Below are 16519 nucleotides of genomic sequence, written 5' to 3'. Positions count from 1 at the left end.
CGTGGAGGCATGATGGGTCATTCCCGCGTTCTCTTCTCCCTGGCAGCCCTGTCTGTCCTTTCCCATGCCGCCGGCGCCGGAGTCAGCGCCGGGGCCAGCGCCGAACCCGACCGCAAGCCCGGCGAGGCCACGGTCACCGTCAGCGCCGAGGCGCAACCGGTGGAGGTCACCCGCACCCCGGCCCCCGTGCGCATCGTCGAAGCCGACGAACTGGCCCGTCTGGGCAGCCGCACCCTGGCGGAGCTGCTGGAAGTCCTGCAGCCCGGCGCGGTCATGCCCAGCGGCGGCCCTGGCGCCACTGCTTCGGCCTTCCTCAATGGCACCCTCAGCCGCAATGTGGTGGTGCTCCTGGATGGCCTGCGCCTCAACGATCCCACCGCCGTGAGCGCCGATCTCGGTACCCTCAGCCTCGTGGGCATCAGCCGCGTGGAGCTGGTGCTGGGCCCATCCTCCGTGCTCTACGGCAGCGATGCCATCGGCGGCGTCATCGCGCTCACCAGCGCAGGTCGCGGCGGCGACGGTTTCCACGGCCAGACGGGCCTGAAGGCGGGCACGGACAACCTGCGAAGCGCCACGGCCCAGGTGCAGCTGGCGGGAGCCCAGGGCTGGCTCGCCGCGGGCGGCGAAGCCACGAAACAGGACAACGGCTTCCCCAATGACGCCTTCCGCCAGGCCGGCGGTTTCCTGCGGCTGGGCACCAAGCTGGGCAGCGCCGATCTCATGGGCTTCTACCGCAACAGCGGCCAGACAGCTTCTGTGCCTTTCACCACTGTGGCCCCGCCTCCGACCTTCGCCACCACCCGCGCCTACCAGCCGGGCCGCGAGACCAAGGCCCGCCAGGAAAACTGGGGCGCCAGCCTGAAGTGGCCGCTGGCCCCTGGCCTGGTGCTGGAGAACACCCTGCAGGCCCTCTCCGGCAACACCAGCGATCCCAACGGGCCGCTGCGTCAGCAGACGGACCGTGATTTCCGCCGGGTGGAGGATCAGCTCACCCTGCACTGGACCCCCTCCACCGCCTTCCGTCTGTCGGGCCGCCTTGAAGGCCGCGAAGACACCAGCCACGCGAAGAACTACTACGACCCCTCCACCTACGCCGCCGTGCTCTACCGGGGCGAAGGCCGGGACCTGGCGGGCGCTCTGGAAAGCCGCTGGACCCTTCTCGAGGGCCTCGACTGGGTGGCGGGCGTGCGCCGCGACGCAGGCCACCGTGACCTCACGCGCCTGAGCACGGGCGAGCGCAGCCGCGCGGGCGAAGCCGAAGCCGGCACCTGGCGCTCGGGTCTCAACTGGACCGTGACGCCGGAGCTGCGCCTCTACGCCAGCGCGGGCCAGGGGTTCCGCATGCCCAACACCACCGAGTTCGCCCTCAACGCCCAGGCCGAAGCCCAGGACAAGAAGGCCTACGCCATCCTGCCCGAGCGCAGCCGCACCTTCCAGTTAGGCGCCACGGGCCTGCTGGCGGGCCACTGGGAATACCGGCTGGAAGCCCAGCGCACCCGCATCAACGACCTGCTGGCCTACGTCTACGACACCAGCTTCGCCTTCCCGCCCCTGTTCACATCCCATTACTCGAACCTGGGTTCCATCCAGGCACAGAGCCTCGAAGGGGCCCTGGGCTGGCGCGGCGGATCGGAGGTGGCCTGCGGCTGGGATGTGATCCTGCGCAGCCAGGACACCCGCGACCTCGACCACAACAGCGACGGCCAGCGCTACGGCCAGCAGAACACCGCCATCGTGCGGCATCCCTTCTTCACCGGTGCCCTGTCTGCCTTCGCCCAGACCAGGACCTGGCGCGCCGACCTGCGCTTCGACCGCGTGGGCTCGCGCTACGACCTCAACGACACCAGCTACAAGGTGATCGCCGCCAAGCCCTACCGAAACCTCAGCCTGGGCCTGTCGCACGAGCCCGTGAAGAACCTCACGGTGGCCCTGCGGGGTGAGCACCTGCTGCAGCCCAAGCAATCGGTCCAGGATTGGCTCAGCGGACGCTACGATCAGAACGGCGACGCTGCCCTGGTCTACGGCTTCCCCGCCCCGGGCCCCCGCTGGTCCCTGGCCGCAACCTGGAGGTGGTGATGGTTCGCTCGTTCCTGTCCCACAGCTTGGCCCGCATCCTGCCCTGCCTGCTGGTGGTCGCCCTGCCCCTGCTGGCAGCCAAACCCCAGCGCGTGGTCAGCCAGGCCGTGGGCACGGACGAGCTGCTGCTGGCCCTGGCCGATCCCGGCCAGATTGCCGCCCTCAGCCACATCAGCCGCGATGGCCGCTTCAGCCCCGTGGCTGAGGAGGCCAAGCGCTATCCCGCCATCAAGGACAGCGATGCGGAAAGCGTGCTGCGCCACCACCCCGACCTGGTGCTGGCCGCGGGCTTCACCCGCCCCGAGACCCTGGCCCTGCTCAAGCGGGCCGGGGTCCGGCTGGTGGTGATGGACCGCTACGAAACCATGGAGGATGTCTACGCCAGCCTGCGCCTGCTCGGCAAAGAACTGGGCCAGGAGGCCCGGGCCGAGGCTGTCATTGCGCAAACCAAGGGCCGCGTCGAAGCCCTCGCCGCGCGGCTGAAGGGCGTCAGGCCCGTGCGCGTGGTCAGCGCCGGCATCTACCCCTTCACGTCCGGGGCCGGCACCACCTTCCAGGACCTCTGCGATCACGCCGGGGCCCTGAACGTGGCCACCGAGGCCGGACTCAAGGGCCATGCACCCACGCCATCAGAGAAGCTGCTGGTCTGGAACATCGAGGCGCTGGTGGGCTCCGGCGACGAAGGCACGAAGGCCCTGCTGGCGGGCATCCCCCACTACCGCGCCCTCCCGGCGTTCAAGGCCGGCCGTGTGGTGACCCTCCCCGGTTCCGTCATGTCGAGCGTCTCGCACCACCGTGTTGAAGCCTATGAGACGCTCGCGCGGGCCCTGCATCCGGAACGCTTCCGGTGAAGACTCGCCTCGCCATCCCCCTGCTGCTGGCCCTGCTGGTGCTCACCTTCCTGGCCTCTCTGGCCTTCGGTGAACTGCGGCTGAGCTTCGGACAGGTGGTCTCGGCGATCGCAGGGCATGGCGATGAGGTGGCCCGCACGGTGGTGCGTGACTTCCGGTTGCCCCGGGCCCTGGTGGGCATGGCAGTGGGTGCCGCGCTGGGCGCCAGCGGCGTGGTGATGCAGGCCTTCTTCCGCAATTCCCTGGCCAGCCCCGGCCTGCTGGGCGTCAGCAGCGGCGGGGCCCTGGGCGCCGTGGGCGTGCTGGCCATGGGGCCCCTGCTCGGTTTCACCGCTGTCGCCATGTGGGCCCTGCCCCTGGCCTCGGTGGCGGGCGCCTTCGCCGCCACCGGCGCCGTGCTGCTGCTGGCCCAGCGAGGCGCGGGCACCGAGCGGCTGCTGCTGTCCGGCGTGGCGCTCAACGCCCTGCTGGGCGCGGGCACCAGCTTCCTGCTCACCACCACTGCGGGGCACTTCGAGGTGAACGCGCAGATCCTCTTCTGGCTCATGGGCGGGCTGGAGAGCCGCAGCTGGGAGCACGTATGGATGGGCGTTCCAGGCATCCTGGTGGCCTGCGCCCTGCTGCTGCCCCTGGGCCGTGCCATGGATCTGCTGAGCCTGGGCGAACAGAGCGCGCAAAGCCTCGGCGTGGACGTGCGCCGCCTCCGCCGCCAGCTCATCATCCTCTCCACGGTGCTGACGGCCCTGGCCACGGCCGTGGCGGGCATTGTGAGTTTCGTGGGGCTGGTGGTCCCCCACGTGCTGCGCCTGGCCTTCGGGCCCAACCACCGCCGCATGCTGCCCTATTCCATGCTGGGCGGGGCCATCTTCCTCCTGGCCTGCGACCTGGTGACCCGCACCTTCCCCCTGGGCCTGCGCCTGGGCGTGGTCACCTCCCTCATCGGCGGTCCCTTCTTCCTGTGGCTCCTGCGGAGGCCCCGATGACGGCCTCGGGAAACAGTGCCCTTCAGGCCCTCGACCTCGCTGTGCCCGGCCGTTTGGAGGCCGTGTCGCTGAGCCTGGGCCCTGGCGAGCTGGTGGCCATGGTGGGCCCCAACGGGGCCGGGAAATCCACCCTGGTGCAGGCGCTGGCGGGCCTGCTTCCCGCCGAGGGGCTCATCCGCTGGAATGGACAGTCGCTGTCGCGCATCGCCATCCAGGAGCGCGGCCGCCAGCTGGCCTGGGTGGGCCAGGAAGCCCAGTTCGAGTTCGCCTTCCCCGTGCGCGAGGTCGTGGCCCAGGGTCGCTACGCCTGGGGCGATGACCTCGGCGGCGTGGATGAAGCCTTGGCGCAGCTGGATCTCACCCACCTCGCGGAACGCCCCGTGACGCGGCTCTCCGGCGGCGAGCGGCACCGCGTGGGTCTGGCGCGGGCCCTGGCCACGGAGGCTCCCATCCAGCTCTGGGATGAACCCGTGGCCCAGCTGGATGTGCGCCACGCCCTGGAGGTGCTGCGACTGGCAAGGCGGCTGGCGGATGGCGGCGGCACCGTGGTGGTGAGCCTCCACGATCTGCGCGCCGCCTACCGCTTCGATCGGGTGCTGGTGCTGGATCAGGGGCGCCTGGTGGGCAACGGCCCGCCCCACGAGGTGCTCACGGCGGCGCTCATCCGCGAGGTCTTCCAGGTGGAAGCCACCTTCGTCGAAAGCCTTGTCCCGGAGCTGCCTTGACCCAGAACCAGATCCCCCTACAAGCGCCCCGCCGCGTCATCAGCTTCGTTTCCAGCGCCACGGAAACCCTCTTCGCGCTGGGCTGCGGCGAGGCCCTGGTGGGCGTCACGCCCTACTGCGGCCGCTACGTACCCAACCTCGGCGTGCCCATCGCAGGGGACTACCTCAAGGCCGACATCGACCACCTGCGCAGCCTGGAGCCGGACCTGGTGCTGGTGACCTCGGGCATCCAGACCGCCTTCGCCAAGCGCCTCACTGAGGCGGGGCTGCCGGTCCACGCCCTGCCCCTGCCTGCCAGCCGCTTCGGCATCCTGGAAAACCAGATCGCCCTGGGCGGCCTCATGCACTGTGTGGCCGAGGCTCGGGCCCTCTGCACCCGCATGGAAGCGGGTTTCGCGGAGCTGATCGCTTCCACCCCACCGCTGCGCCCCACCGTGTTCATCGAGATGTGGTGCGGTCGCCACCTGCGCGGCATCGGGGGTCTTTCCTTCATCCACGACCTGGTGGAGCTGGCGGGCGGTGTCGCGGTGCCCACCGTGCGTTCCGAAGCCTACCCGGTACCCGATCTGGAACTGGTGGCGGCCCTCCGGCCCCAGGCCATCCTCTTCTTCCAGGAGCCTGAATACCCGGTGGATGCCGCCGCCACGCTGGCCGGACGCGGCTGGTCCTGGGGCCCCCGCATCATCTCCTCCGACATCACCAAGGGCCGCAACATCATCCACGACGGCCCCAGTTTTCTCGACACGGCGCGGTGGTTGCAGGGGCAGTTACACAAAACAGAGGCCTGATGCGGATTTGAGTTCAAAAGATAAGGAACACCACCAAGGCGCCAAGACACCAAGGGAAACCAGAGCCGCTCTTCATGCAGTTCTTGGTGTCCTGGTGCGCTGGTGCCTTGGTGGTGAACCCCCTTTTCGATTGGATTGAACGCAACTTGGTATGAAGCCGCCCCGAATCAGCAGCGCTTTCACAGGGCTGTCATGTGCTTCACCCACCCTAGAGTTGACACAACCAGGAGGGCGGCGCATGGACCTGCAGCTGACATCGGATCCTTCCCTGCAGGCGCTCGCCGCACCTAGACCTGGGATTTCGGACCTCCCTGAAGGGGAGCGGCTGAACACCCTGACTCATCTGGCCGGGTTGGCCTTGGCCCTTGGGGCCTCCGCCTTTCTGATCACCCGCGCGGCCCAGGGGGGAGAGCTCCTCAGGATCCTCAGCGCCAGCGTGTTTGGGTTCGCCATGATCGCCTTGTATGCCGCTTCGACGGTGTTCCATGGCCTTCGCGGCCCCGCCAAGGAGCGCTGGGCCAAGGCCGACCACTGCGCCATCTACGTGTTGATCGCGGGCACCTACACGCCCTTCACGCTCGTCACCCTGCATGGGCCCTTGGGCTGGAGCCTGCTTGGCTTCGTCTGGTGTCTCGCCACGCTCGGCATCGGCAAGGAACTCTGGTGGGATCGCCACGCCCTGCCTGCAGTGCCCCTCTACCTTCTCATGGGCTGGTGTGGCCTCGCCGCGGCTGGACCCCTTGTCCGGAAACTCGGTAGCCAGGGATCGCTGTCGCTGCTGGCCGGCTGCCTCTGCTATTCCATCGGCCTGGTGTTCTACCTGCTCGGCCGCCGCCTGCGCCATGCCCATGGCATCTGGCACCTCTTTGTGCTGGGCGGAACGGCCAGCCACTTCATCACAGTGCTGAAGGTTCTCGGTTGAAGCAGCGCGTCCAGCTCAAGACCGCCGCAGCACCCAGCCCAGCCCCACGGGCCCGGCGACGGTGGTGAGCAGCAGGGCGCCGATGATGCCTGCCTGGATGTCAGGGCTGAGCAGGGGCACGCCGTTCAGGTGCAGCTGCGCACCGGCCGCCACGAAGATGAGGCCCACTTCACCCCGGGGCACCATGCCCCAGCCCACCACCGCCACGCGAGTGCCTTTGCCGCCGCCGTAGCCGGCGAAGTATTTCCCGATGATGCCGAGCAGGGCCAGCAGCGCCGCGAAACCGAGCGTCGCGGGCTTGAAGAGGGCGGCAGGATCCACCTTGGCACCCATGAGCACAAAGAAGAGGGGCGAGAGCACGGTCACGAGGGGATGGATCAGCTCTTCCAGGGTGTGCTGTTCGCGGCGCTCCAGATCCACGATGTGGGCCGGTTCCAGGATGAGGCCCGCGGCGTAGGCGCCCACAATGGAGGCCAGTCCCGCGAGGTTGCCCAGCCAGGCCAGCAGGAAGGCGAAGCCCAGGCCCAGGGGCAGCAGCACCTGCTCGCCCCGGAAGCGGCTGGCCAGCTGAAACAGCCTCGGCGTGGCGAGGCGGCCCAGGGTGAGCGCGGCGGCCAGGAAACCCAGGGCCAGGCCCAAGGTCTTCGCCAGCTGCGGCCCCAGGGCCGCTCCGCCCGAGGCGGCGCCCACGAGGCCCGAAACCGCCACCAGCACCAGCAGGCCCAGCACATCATCCACCACGGCGGCGCCCACAATGATGCGGCCCTCCAGGGAATCCGAGGCGCCCTTTTCGCGCAGCACCTGGGCGGAGATGCCGATGCTGGTGGCACACAGGCAGGCGCCGATGAAGAGATCCAGCACGAACGGCGCGTCCTTGGGCAGCAGCAGCCACGCGCCCGCGAGGCCTGCGGCCATGGGCATCACCACGCCGATGAGGGCCACGCGCAGCGAGGCCATTCCCACCTTCAGCATCTGCGGCACGGTGGATTCCAGGCCCACCGCGAACATGAGCACCACCACGCCCAGGCCACCCAGCAGCTCCGCGCCGGGCGAGGCGGCCACCTCGGGCAGTCTGGGCCAGGCCCGGTGCAGGGCCGTGAGCGCCAGTCCCACGGCCAGCTCGCCCGTGACGGCTGGCAGTTTGAGTCGCACCGCCAACTCGCCACCCACTTTGGCGGACAGCCACAGCAGAGCCAGCAGCATGAGGGTGCCGGCCAGGGGATCGTGCATCAGGAAGGCGAAGGGCATGGGCCATTAAACCACCGCCGAAGCCAATCCCAGTGATGAGGTAGACGGAGCCGACAAGAGACGCCCACACTGGAGCCATGACAGACAAACCGGCTTTGGAGCCATTGGGTGGAGGACGGCCCCTCGCACTGCCCTCCCGCCTGCGAGCCCTGCGCATGGTGGCCCAGGCGCGACGGCTGGCCCTGGCCGTGCTGCCCATGGGCGCCGTCATCGGCGTGGTCGCGGCCCTGGCCCTCTCAGGCCTCCAAAGGCTGGAACACCTGCTCTCGGGCCAACACTGGCGGGGCCTTGCGCTGGTGGGCATGCCTTTTCTGGGGCTCCTGCTGGCGGGCCTCTGGCTGCGGGTGACCCGGGTCGGAGAGGTCTCCCTGGTCCGGGACCTCGTGCAGGCCCGCACGCATCCGCTCACCACCTTCCAGCTCGGGCCCAGCCTCGCCAAAGTGATGGCCTGCGGACTCACCATCGGCTTCGGCGGCAGCGCCGGCACCGAAGGCCCCGCGAAGTGGCTGGGCGCGGCGGTGGGGGCCCAGTTCCACCGCTGGATGCGCAGCCTTGCGCGCCGCTTCCCCCAACTGCGGCGGTTCCTTGCCCAGCCGGGAGTCGTGGTGACCGCGGGCTCCGCTGCCGCTCTGGCCGCCATCTTCCGGGCCCCGCTTTCGGGCGCGTTGCTGGCGGTGGAGCACGAAGGCGAACTCAACGCAGTGCAGGCCGCGCCCGCGCTGGTGGCCTCGGCCACGGGCTACCTCGCGTTCGTCGCCTTGCGCGGGAACGCCCCCCTGCTCGGCACTCCAGCCACGTACCACCTGCAGGTTCGGGAGATCTTCTGGGCCCTGCCCCTGGGCCTGACCTGCGCCGTCGCCGCCTCCCTCTTCCGCCGTCTGCTCCGGTTCGGCCGCCACCACCTGCGCCGCTTCTCTCTGCCGGCGCGGGGCGCCCTGGCAGGGCTCGGGCTCGTGCTCCTGGCGCTTCCCGGAGCCTGGCTGTGGCCGGGCCTTCCGATCACTCAGGGCAGTGGCCTGGACCTGGTGGCCCACCTCATCCGCGGCGACACCCTGCCTTCCGCGGCGCTGGCCTTCCTCGCCCTCAAGCTCGCGGCCACGGCGCTGACCTTCGCCGGGGGCGGCGTGGGCGGAACCTGGCTGCCTTCGGTGGCCATGGGCGCCGCCGTGGGCGCGGTGTTCGATGTCTGGGCGGGTCTGGGACAGCCGGGCCTTTTCGCCCTGGTGGGCGCCAGCGCCTTCGCGGGCGCGGTACATCGCACGCTGCTCGTGCCTGTGGTCTTCCTTGCGGAAACCACCGGCCAGGCGGCCCTGGTGGTGCCAGCTCTCGTGGCCACCGTCGCGGCTTTTGAAGGCACCCGCGCAGACTGAAGGGCAGGTGCCTCAAACGCCTTCAAAGAGGCTGAGGGTTTCATCCAGTCGGCGCAGGATGGCCAGGATGCGGAAGGGCTCCACCACCACGTAGTCCACGCCGCCGGCGGCCACGGCGTGATGGCGCTTTTTGGCTTCGTCCTCTTCGGTGCCCGCCAGGATCACGGGCACGGGGCAGCCCTCCTGCTCCACCAGCTGGCGGCAGAGTTCCAGGGGGCTGGTGAGCCGCAGCTGGTTGTGGATCACCACCATGCGGGCCCGTCCCCAATCCGGGCTTCCAGCTTGGCCCTCGGCCTCGATGCCCTTGAGCTGCGATTTCACGGGGCCCTTGATGTGGTCGAGCATGGCCAGGCCGAACTTGCGGCTCAGCGCCTCGCCCAGGCGCCGGGCGAAGTCTTCTTTCTCCGTCAGCAGCAGGATCATGGGATCGCGGTCCACGATGACCTTCACCGTGGGCAGGGCCGCGGCCCGGTTGATGCGCGCCGTGGCTTCCTGGAAGCCCCTGGGAATGAATTCATCCCGGTCCTGCTGGGCCTGGACCAGCTGCTGATCCTGGATCCAGGTGCGGTATTGATCCAGCATCTTGGCGTCGGCCTGTTTGGTGAAGCGCAGGCCCACCAGGTTGTCACCGAAGTAGGCCACCGTGGTGGGCGCCCGCAGGCGCAGGCCGCCATCCAGGGGCACGTCCAGCAACGATTCCTCTCCCATGCGCAACAGCTCGCGGATGTCCTGCTTGGTGTTGCGGAGCACCAGTTCCAGCCCTTCTTCGCCAAAGCTCTGCACCGTGCCATCGAGAAGGGCGTTGCGGGTGTTGGTGAAGGTGGCCGCGTGGGCCTGAGCCGGGGCACGGTCGGGAATGAAATCCGCCAAGCGGTGCAAGTCCGAGCGGCGCAACACGCGGGGGATGGTGGCCAGGCAGGTCTCCACGCCTTCGATGACCTCCTGCCCCGCATGGGCCACCACGCATTCGTATTCCAGGCCGCGGTCCTTGAGCTTCAGGGCGAGGTTCTCGCCAGGCTTGAGGCCCCAGGTGCCGATGTCGTCGAAGGACATGCGGAAGGCCAGCCGCTCGCCATCTTCGGTGAGGATGGGGTACGAGGCCCGCTGGGATTTGTAGGCCACTTCCAGGCGGCTGCCGGCGACGCAAAGCCGCTGCAGGGCCATGCGGATGCCGGTGGCGTCTTCGAGGAGCGCAGAGGATTTGCCCATGTCAGGCCCCTCCGCCGAGTGGTGGCAGCGTCCCCGCAGGAAGCCAGCGGGTGAGCGTCCGGTGCAGTTCGTCCATGCGCACGGGCTTGGGAATGTGATCGTCCATGCCCGCTTCGAGGCACTTCTCCCGGTCTCCCACCATGGCGTTGGCGGTCATGGCCACCACCGGCAGGCGGCGGCTGCCCCGCTCCCGCTCACGAATGCGCTGCGTGGCCTCGAACCCGTCCATCTCCGGCATCTGGCAATCCATCAGCACCAGATCGTACGACACGCCCACGAGGGCGTCCAACGCTTCAATGCCCGTGGCCACCACGTCAGCCTCGATGCCGAATTTCTTGAGCATGATCAGCGCCACTTTCTGATTCACCAAATTGTCTTCCGCCAGCAGCACGCGCACCTTGGCCTGTCCTTCCAGGGCCAGCATTGGTGCCACGGTGGCGGAGCCGGTGGCGCTCAGGCCCCGCGGTTCCAGCAGGCTGCGCAGGTGGCTGGGCCGCGCGGGCAAGGTGAGGAAGGCCTGGATGCCGCGGCGGGCCGCATCCTCCCGCAGCTCAGGGCGGTAGAGCGGACTGGCAAGGACCATGGCCTCGGCATGTTCTCCCACCACTGCCTCGCCGAGGCATTCGGGACCCACCAGAATCAAGGAGCCGGGCTGACGTGCCTGCTTGAGCCAGGCCACGGGATCCGCATCCGGCGGCAGGGCCTCGGGTCGCACCCCCCAGGCCTGCAGCTGCTCCGTGATGAGCCGGTTCGCCAGCGGGGGTAGGCCCACCAGCAGAATGGAAGACGATGCGGGATGCACGGGCTTTGGGCCTCCCCGCGTGGCGAGACGGAGGGTGAACCAGAAGGTGCTGCCCGCTCCTGGCGTACTGGTGACACCGATGCTGCCGCCCATGAGCTCGGCCAGCCGCTTGCAGATGGTGAGCCCCAGGCCCGTTCCGCCGTATTTGCGCGTGGTGGAGCTGTCCCCCTGGAAGAAGGAGGTGAAGAGGCGATCCACCACTTCGGGCTTCATGCCGATGCCGGTGTCCTGGATTTCGACGCGGAGCAGCACCTGGCCTTCCTCCACCGATTCCGGCCGCAGGCGCACTTCCACTGAGCCCTGGTGCGTGAACTTCAGGGCGTTGTCCATGAGGTTGGTGAGCACCTGACGCAGCCGCGTGGGATCGCCCACCACCGCCAGGGGGGTGGCGGGATCCACAAAGATGCCCAGCTCCACGTTCTTGGCTTCGGCTTTGACGGCCAGCACCGCCTGCACGTCCTCCACCACCGACAGCAAATCGAAATCCAGAGTCTCGAAAACCAGCTTCCCGGCTTCGATCTTGGAGAAATCCAGAATGTCATTGATGAGGGTGAGCAGCGCGTCGCCGCAGGAGCGGACGGTTTCCGCGTACTGCCGCTGCTCTTCACCCAGGGGCGTATCCAGCAGCAGGCCCGTCATGCCGATGATCCCGTTCATGGGTGTGCGGATCTCGTGGCTCATGTTGGCCAGGAATTCGCTCTTGAGGCCCGACAATTCCAAGGCCCGGTCCCGGGCTTCGGCCAGTTCCCAGTTCTTCCACTCCAGCTCTTCGGCGGCTTCCTCCAGCTTGATCTCCGCCCGGCGGCGCTCGGTGATGTCGTGGAACTGCCAGAGGTGGCCCAGATACTCCTCGCCCACCACGATGGGAATGAAATCCATGGCCATGATGCGGCCATCGGTGAGGGTGAATTCCTCGGCCTGAACCGGCGTGCGGGCCTTGGCCATGGCCTCGATCCGCGCAAGGAAGGCCTGCTGATCCACCAACAGGGGCAGGCATTCCTCCAGCAGATCTCGGGTGTCGCTCTCCACCAGCACGTGCGCGGGCACGGGCACATGGAACATGCGGCAGAAGGTCTCGTTCAGCAGGGCGATCTTGCGGCCTTCGGTTTCGACCAGGATGCCCGCCTGCATGTTTTCGATGAGGGCGCGCAGCCGACTGGTGGCCACCCGGAGAACGATCTCCGTGTGCTTCCGCTCGGTGATGTCGCCCAGGGTGCCCGACACGCCCAGCACCACACCAGCTTCATCAAAAGCGATGCGCTGATGCGCCTCCACCCATTTCACCTCGCCATCCTTGGTGGGAATGCGGAACTCGCCCTCGAAGACGGCCTGTCCCGTGTCCACCGCATAGGTGAGCAGGTTCAGGTAGCGGGGCGTGTCGGCCGGGTGCAGGTATTCCAGGAAGGGGCGGCCCAGGCACTCCTCCAGCGGGAATCCGGTGAGTTCGGACCAGGCCGGGTTGAGAAAGGACCATTGCCCCTGACGGTCGATTTGGAAAATAACTTCCTTCAAATCCTCTACCAAGGCGCGATAGCGGTCGGCTTCGGCCTGGGCGGCGGCCAATCTCGCCTCCAGTTCGGAAGCGGATGCAGGGGTTTGGGAGGCCGGGGTCTCGGTCGACATGCCCTTCCTTCTTCGGCCAGTCTGGGCCCGAGCGTGAAAAAAGATTTCTTGTTTTTTTCGCTTTTTGCCTCATTCTGGAAAGCACCCCCTTGGAGGACCCATGGCCGCGGCCGAGCAAGACGATCGCCTCAAAGCCCTCACCCGAACCGTGGCCGACATCGAACGGGCCTTCGGCAAGGGTTCCATCATGAAATTGGGCGACCGCATGAGCGGCGCCGAGGGCATCGAGGTCATCAGCACCGGCTCCATCTCCCTGGACAGCGCCCTGGGCGTGGGCGGCGTGCCCAAGGGCCGCGTGGTCGAAGTCTATGGGCCGGAAGCCAGCGGCAAGACCACCCTGGCCCTGCACATGGTGGCCCAGGCCCAGAAGAAGGGCGGCCTGGCCGCCTACATCGACGCCGAGCACGCCCTCGACCCCGAATACGCCCAGAAGCTGGGCGTGGACGTGGCCAACCTCTTCATCAGCCAGCCCGACAGCGGCGAGCAGGCTCTGGAAATCTGCGACCAGCTGGTGCGCAGCGGCGCCCTCGACATCATCGTGGTGGACTCCGTGGCCGCCCTGGTGCCCAAGGCCGAAATCGACGGCGAGATGGGCGACAGCCATGTGGGCCTGCAGGCCCGCCTCATGAGCCAGGCCCTGCGCAAGATGACCGGCACCATCAGCAAGACCCACACCTGTGTGGTCTTCATCAACCAGATCCGCATGAAGATCGGTGTGATGTTCGGCAACCCCGAGACCACCACCGGCGGGAACGCGCTCAAGTTCTACGCCTCCGTGCGCCTGGATGTGCGCAGCATCCAAAGCATCAAGGGCAACACCGGCGATCCCCTGGTGGCCACCAAGGACGAGGATTCCTCCGTCATCGGCAAGAAGACCAAGGTCAAGGTCGTGAAGAACAAGGTCGCGCCGCCCCTCAAGGTCGCCACCTTCGACATCATGTATGGCGAAGGCATCAGCCGCACCAGCGAGCTGGTGGAGCTGGGCACCCAGCTGGAGATCATCCAGAAGAGCGGCTCCTGGTACAGCTACAAGGACAGCCGCCTGGGCCAGGGCGCCGAGAACGTGAAGAAGCTCTTCAACGACAATCCGGAATTGGCGGACGAGGTGGAAGGCCTCATCCGCGAGCGCCTCGGCATGAAGGGTGCCGTGGAGGTTTAGCAAGCATCAGCTGCGCGCCCTTGGAAGGGGTCGGCAGATGGCGGCGGTCCGAAAGGGTCGCCGCCGTTTTTTTTTGCTCTGGAGGCCACGAGCAAGGGGGAGCCAAGATGGCACAGAGCCATCAACCCTTGGTGGACCGGCCCTTCCGCAGAGCCTTGTCCCGGTTCAGGGCGGCCTGCAGCCGCGTGGCCAGCTCCGGATTCAAAGCCTCGAGTCGTTCATGCACCACCCTGGCGTCCTCGAAGCGCACCAGATCCACCAGCAGCAAACCAAGTTCCAGCCACATCTCTGCAGCCAAAGGGCGGTACCGCAGAGCGATGCGCAAGGACGCCACGGCGGCCTCACCCTGCCCCAGCCTTCTCTGGCAGAAGGCCAGACGAGCCCAGGCATCCACTTCATCTGGACGCAGGGCGAGGGCCGACCGGAAGGCTTCGGCCGCCTGATCAAACCGCCCTGCGTTGAAATGGGTAGCGGCCCGGTTCAACCAGGCGACGGCATAGGCCGGTTCCCGTTCCACCGCTTCCGAGAGGACCTGCTCGGCCTCGTCGAAGCGGTTAAGCGAATCCAGAGCCACCCCAAGATTGTTGAGGGTCTTGGCATCCCGTCTCAGGGCCAAGGAGCGCCGATAGGCCTCCACCGCCTGCAGCAGCACGGGGCCGCTCTGATCCAGTTTGGCGCTCCGGGCCGCCTGATCCAGGGCCAGCCCCAGGGCCAACCAGGCATCGGGGTCCTGGGGCAGGTCCTGCACCCACTGGCGGGAAGCCACTTCCCAGGCGGGCCAGTTGCGGGGATCGCGGGCCAGCTTTTCCAGCAGCCCCGCGCCGTTAAGATCCATGTCCCAACCCAGCGCAGACACGGGTTCGCCTGGCGGCGCTAGGGCCAGAGCCTCAACCCAAGCCGCGGGAATGGAGAAGTTCATGCGCACATCGGGCGTGAAGGTCATGGTGGTCAGGCCGAGCAGACGGCCCTCCTCGTCGAAGAGTCCGCCACCACTGCTCCCCGGCGAAGTGAGCGCATCGCTCTGGAGCAGCAGGTTCTCGCCCTGGTGCCAAATGCCGCGCAAGTGCCCCTTGGAAAGGGTGGGACCCTGGCCACCAGGGAAGCCTGCCGCCACCACGGGCTGGCCAGGTTCAGAGGGCTCCGGTGCCAGCACCACGGGCGCCACCATGAGGCCCGGAACCGACAACAGGCAGAGGTCCCGACTCTGATCCACGCGCAGCACGGTGGCGGGCCAAACCGTGGCGCCCTGGCGCACCGTAAGGCCCTGGGAGGATTCGATCACATGGGCGTTGGTGGCCACGATGCGGGGAGCCACCACCACGCCGCTGCCCTGTCGCCCGGGACGGCCTTCGGTGGCGCCGCGCACCAGGACCACGGAGGCCTGGATCCTGGGCAGGGGTGAAACAGCTTCCTGGGCGGGCGCGCTCTGAAACATCAGCAGCAGCGACCATCCCAGGGAAATCATTCGGCGTCCTGCACACCCAATCCCGCGCCCTGAAGGTGACGCGGCAGGGGCGCCGCACCCTGCGCGTTGAAGGGCGCGCCCGCGGCAGGCCTGGGGGCCGGGGGCCGAGGTGCCGAGGGGGCCTGCAAGGCTTTCATCTGCTCTGCCGTGGCGAAGCGCTCCAGTCGAGACAACTGCTCGGCGGTGGGGAAGCCGTCGTACCGCACCCGGCGGGGGCCCCAGATGGATACGGATTCGCTGCGCAGCTCATGGATGCGGGGCAGTGTCTGGCGGGCGAAGATGCCCAGGGCCTCGCCATTCCGGGCTGAGAAGGCGATGAGATCCGTCTCGGGCAATAGCACCGGGGCCCCTTCAGTCCACAGGGCCAGGGTCAGCGGCTTGCCCTGGTTGGTCTTCACCAGGCTCACGGTGGCGGCGAGGCCAAGGGCGGGATCGAGGTCCTTCTCCTGATGCCGCAGGGCCTCCAGGAGATCCATGTGCTTCATCTCTTTCTGGGGCGCAGCCATGGGATGCGGATCCTGCAGCCGGGCGGTCATCAGCTTCTCGCCGATACGCTCGATGACTGCGAGCTGCAGAGGCCGTCCACCGGATTGCACGCTGCGACCCACCTCTTCCATGAGCTTGGGCAGCAGAATCTGGGGCGCCGCCAGCAGGGTGTCGGCGGAGGGAATGGCCAGGAAGGGGTGCTGGTCCTTGAAGAGGCCCTGCCACACCTCGGGCAGCAGCAGACGGGCCGCGTCGGCCCCATCGCGCCAGGGGCTTCGGTAGGCACCGGAGGGCAACCGCTCGAAGGCGCCTTCGCTGCGGTGGCGCAGATGGTCCAGGGCCAGATCCAGCACTTCGTCGGCGGTCTGATCCCAGAGCTTCAGCCAGGCGGCGGGCATCACCACGCTGTCTCCTGCCTGGTCTGCAGCGCGGCCCACGCGGATGCGTTGGTTCAGACCATCGATGAAGCCGCGGCTCCAGCGGCCTTCCCGCTCGGACTGCCAGGTGGGCACGACCTCCGGCAGCACATGGTCCTGAGCATCAAGCCAGGGTTCGGGCAGTGCCAGCCCCAGGGCCACGGTCTCGGCCACCGCATCCGCCCAGGCTTCCCGCTCGTCCGCTTTGCGGTGCGCTTCGAAGCCCGGCTCCAGTGCCTTCAGGCCCGGCAGATCCGGGGACAGGCCCCGGGCTTCCAGCAGGGCCGCAAGGCTCGGCAGGGGCGCCTCGTCGGCGCGGGAGCGGAATCGGTCAAAAAAGCCCATATCTGCTAGTCCATCCAAACAATCCATTGTGACCGCTCGGAGGCAATTATG

At 68.1% G+C, this 16519-nt stretch carries 13 protein-coding genes; 8 read left to right on the top strand and 5 right to left on the bottom strand.

Going from position 1 to position 16519, the window contains the following annotated elements; genetic code table 11:
• Positions 1 to 9 precede the first annotated feature (9 nt).
• The 6 genes from Q9293_RS01960 (at position 10) to Q9293_RS01935 (ending at position 6345) form a co-directional block, all read left to right on the top strand.
• On the top strand, positions 10 to 2076 hold the full coding sequence (locus Q9293_RS01960; RefSeq protein ID WP_306249488.1) for a TonB-dependent receptor: 2067 nt from the start codon (positions 10 to 12) through the stop codon (positions 2074 to 2076).
• Positions 2076 to 2927, top strand: coding sequence for an ABC transporter substrate-binding protein (locus Q9293_RS01955; RefSeq protein WP_306249487.1), 852 nt, complete (start codon positions 2076 to 2078; stop codon positions 2925 to 2927). Before Q9293_RS01960 ends, Q9293_RS01955 begins: the two co-directional genes overlap by 1 nt.
• Entirely contained in the window at positions 2924 to 3910 is a 987-nt protein-coding gene (locus Q9293_RS01950; RefSeq protein WP_306249486.1) for an iron ABC transporter permease, read from the top strand. The genes Q9293_RS01955 and Q9293_RS01950 overlap by 4 nt, the downstream gene beginning before the upstream one ends.
• Positions 3907 to 4635 (top strand): ABC transporter ATP-binding protein, encoded by a 729-nt coding sequence (locus Q9293_RS01945; RefSeq protein WP_306249485.1) that lies wholly within the window; start codon positions 3907 to 3909, stop codon positions 4633 to 4635. Before Q9293_RS01950 ends, Q9293_RS01945 begins: the two co-directional genes overlap by 4 nt.
• Entirely contained in the window at positions 4632 to 5423 is a 792-nt protein-coding gene (locus Q9293_RS01940; RefSeq protein WP_306249484.1) for an ABC transporter substrate-binding protein, read from the top strand. The genes Q9293_RS01945 and Q9293_RS01940 overlap by 4 nt, the downstream gene beginning before the upstream one ends.
• Before the next feature lie 238 nt (positions 5424 to 5661).
• Positions 5662 to 6345 carry a hemolysin III family protein gene (locus Q9293_RS01935; protein ID WP_306249483.1) on the top strand — a complete coding sequence of 228 codons (684 nt, stop codon included), beginning with the start codon at positions 5662 to 5664 and terminating at the stop codon, positions 6343 to 6345.
• Positions 6346 to 6360: 15 nt separating this feature from the next.
• On the opposite strand, the gene Q9293_RS01930 is transcribed toward Q9293_RS01935, so the two are convergent.
• Positions 6361 to 7593: a cation:proton antiporter gene (locus tag Q9293_RS01930; RefSeq protein ID WP_306249482.1), complete on the bottom strand. Its 1233-nt coding sequence runs from the start codon at positions 7591 to 7593 to the stop codon at positions 6361 to 6363.
• A 77-nt stretch (positions 7594 to 7670) separates the two neighbouring features.
• Here Q9293_RS01930 and Q9293_RS01925 point away from each other — a divergent pair, with 77 nt between their 5' ends.
• Positions 7671 to 8963, top strand: coding sequence for a chloride channel protein (locus Q9293_RS01925; RefSeq protein WP_306249481.1), 1293 nt, complete (start codon positions 7671 to 7673; stop codon positions 8961 to 8963).
• Between the two features lie 12 nt (positions 8964 to 8975).
• Here the strand turns inward: Q9293_RS01925 and Q9293_RS01920 are convergent, their stop codons facing one another.
• Positions 8976 to 10172 carry a hypothetical protein gene (locus tag Q9293_RS01920; protein ID WP_306249480.1) on the bottom strand — a complete coding sequence of 399 codons (1197 nt, stop codon included), beginning with the start codon at positions 10170 to 10172 and terminating at the stop codon, positions 8976 to 8978.
• 1 nt (position 10173) lies between these two features.
• Positions 10174 to 12597, bottom strand: a complete 2424-nt coding sequence (locus tag Q9293_RS01915; protein ID WP_306249479.1) for an ATP-binding protein — start codon at positions 12595 to 12597, stop codon at positions 10174 to 10176.
• A 100-nt stretch (positions 12598 to 12697) separates the two neighbouring features.
• On the opposite strand from Q9293_RS01915, the gene recA reads away from it, so the two are divergent.
• The gene (recA, locus tag Q9293_RS01910) at positions 12698 to 13756 is read left to right on the top strand and encodes a recombinase RecA (RefSeq protein ID WP_306249478.1); all 1059 of its coding nucleotides are present in this window, start codon (positions 12698 to 12700) and stop codon (positions 13754 to 13756) included.
• 121 nt (positions 13757 to 13877) lie between these two features.
• Here recA and Q9293_RS01905 read toward each other — a convergent pair whose 3' ends face one another.
• On the bottom strand, positions 13878 to 15221 hold the full coding sequence (locus tag Q9293_RS01905) for a tetratricopeptide repeat-containing serine protease family protein (protein WP_306249477.1): 1344 nt from the start codon (positions 15219 to 15221) through the stop codon (positions 13878 to 13880).
• Positions 15218 to 16468, bottom strand: coding sequence for a hypothetical protein (locus Q9293_RS01900; RefSeq protein WP_306249476.1), 1251 nt, complete (start codon positions 16466 to 16468; stop codon positions 15218 to 15220). The genes Q9293_RS01905 and Q9293_RS01900 overlap by 4 nt, the downstream gene beginning before the upstream one ends.
• Positions 16469 to 16519 lie beyond the last annotated feature (51 nt).

Origin of the sequence: Geothrix sp. PMB-07 (genome assembly GCF_030758935.1) — a bacterium.
Lineage (GTDB): Bacteria > Acidobacteriota > Holophagae > Holophagales > Holophagaceae > Geothrix.
This window is presented reverse-complemented; position numbering and strand designations above follow the sequence as displayed.

Coding starts and splice junctions, on each gene's coding strand:
- Q9293_RS01960 (WP_306249488.1), top strand. CDS start 10: ATGATGGGTCATTCCCGCGTTCTCTTCTCCCTGGCAGCCCTGTCTGTC.
- Q9293_RS01955 (WP_306249487.1), top strand. CDS start 2,076: ATGGTTCGCTCGTTCCTGTCCCACAGCTTGGCCCGCATCCTGCCCTGC.
- Q9293_RS01945 (WP_306249485.1), top strand. CDS start 3,907: ATGACGGCCTCGGGAAACAGTGCCCTTCAGGCCCTCGACCTCGCTGTG.
- Q9293_RS01935 (WP_306249483.1), top strand. CDS start 5,662: ATGGACCTGCAGCTGACATCGGATCCTTCCCTGCAGGCGCTCGCCGCA.
- Q9293_RS01930 (WP_306249482.1), bottom strand. CDS start 7,593: ATGCCCTTCGCCTTCCTGATGCACGATCCCCTGGCCGGCACCCTCATG.
- Q9293_RS01925 (WP_306249481.1), top strand. CDS start 7,671: ATGACAGACAAACCGGCTTTGGAGCCATTGGGTGGAGGACGGCCCCTC.
- Q9293_RS01920 (WP_306249480.1), bottom strand. CDS start 10,172: ATGGGCAAATCCTCTGCGCTCCTCGAAGACGCCACCGGCATCCGCATG.
- Q9293_RS01915 (WP_306249479.1), bottom strand. CDS start 12,597: ATGTCGACCGAGACCCCGGCCTCCCAAACCCCTGCATCCGCTTCCGAA.
- recA (WP_306249478.1), top strand. CDS start 12,698: ATGGCCGCGGCCGAGCAAGACGATCGCCTCAAAGCCCTCACCCGAACC.
- Q9293_RS01905 (WP_306249477.1), bottom strand. CDS start 15,221: ATGATTTCCCTGGGATGGTCGCTGCTGCTGATGTTTCAGAGCGCGCCC.
- Q9293_RS01900 (WP_306249476.1), bottom strand. CDS start 16,468: ATGGGCTTTTTTGACCGATTCCGCTCCCGCGCCGACGAGGCGCCCCTG.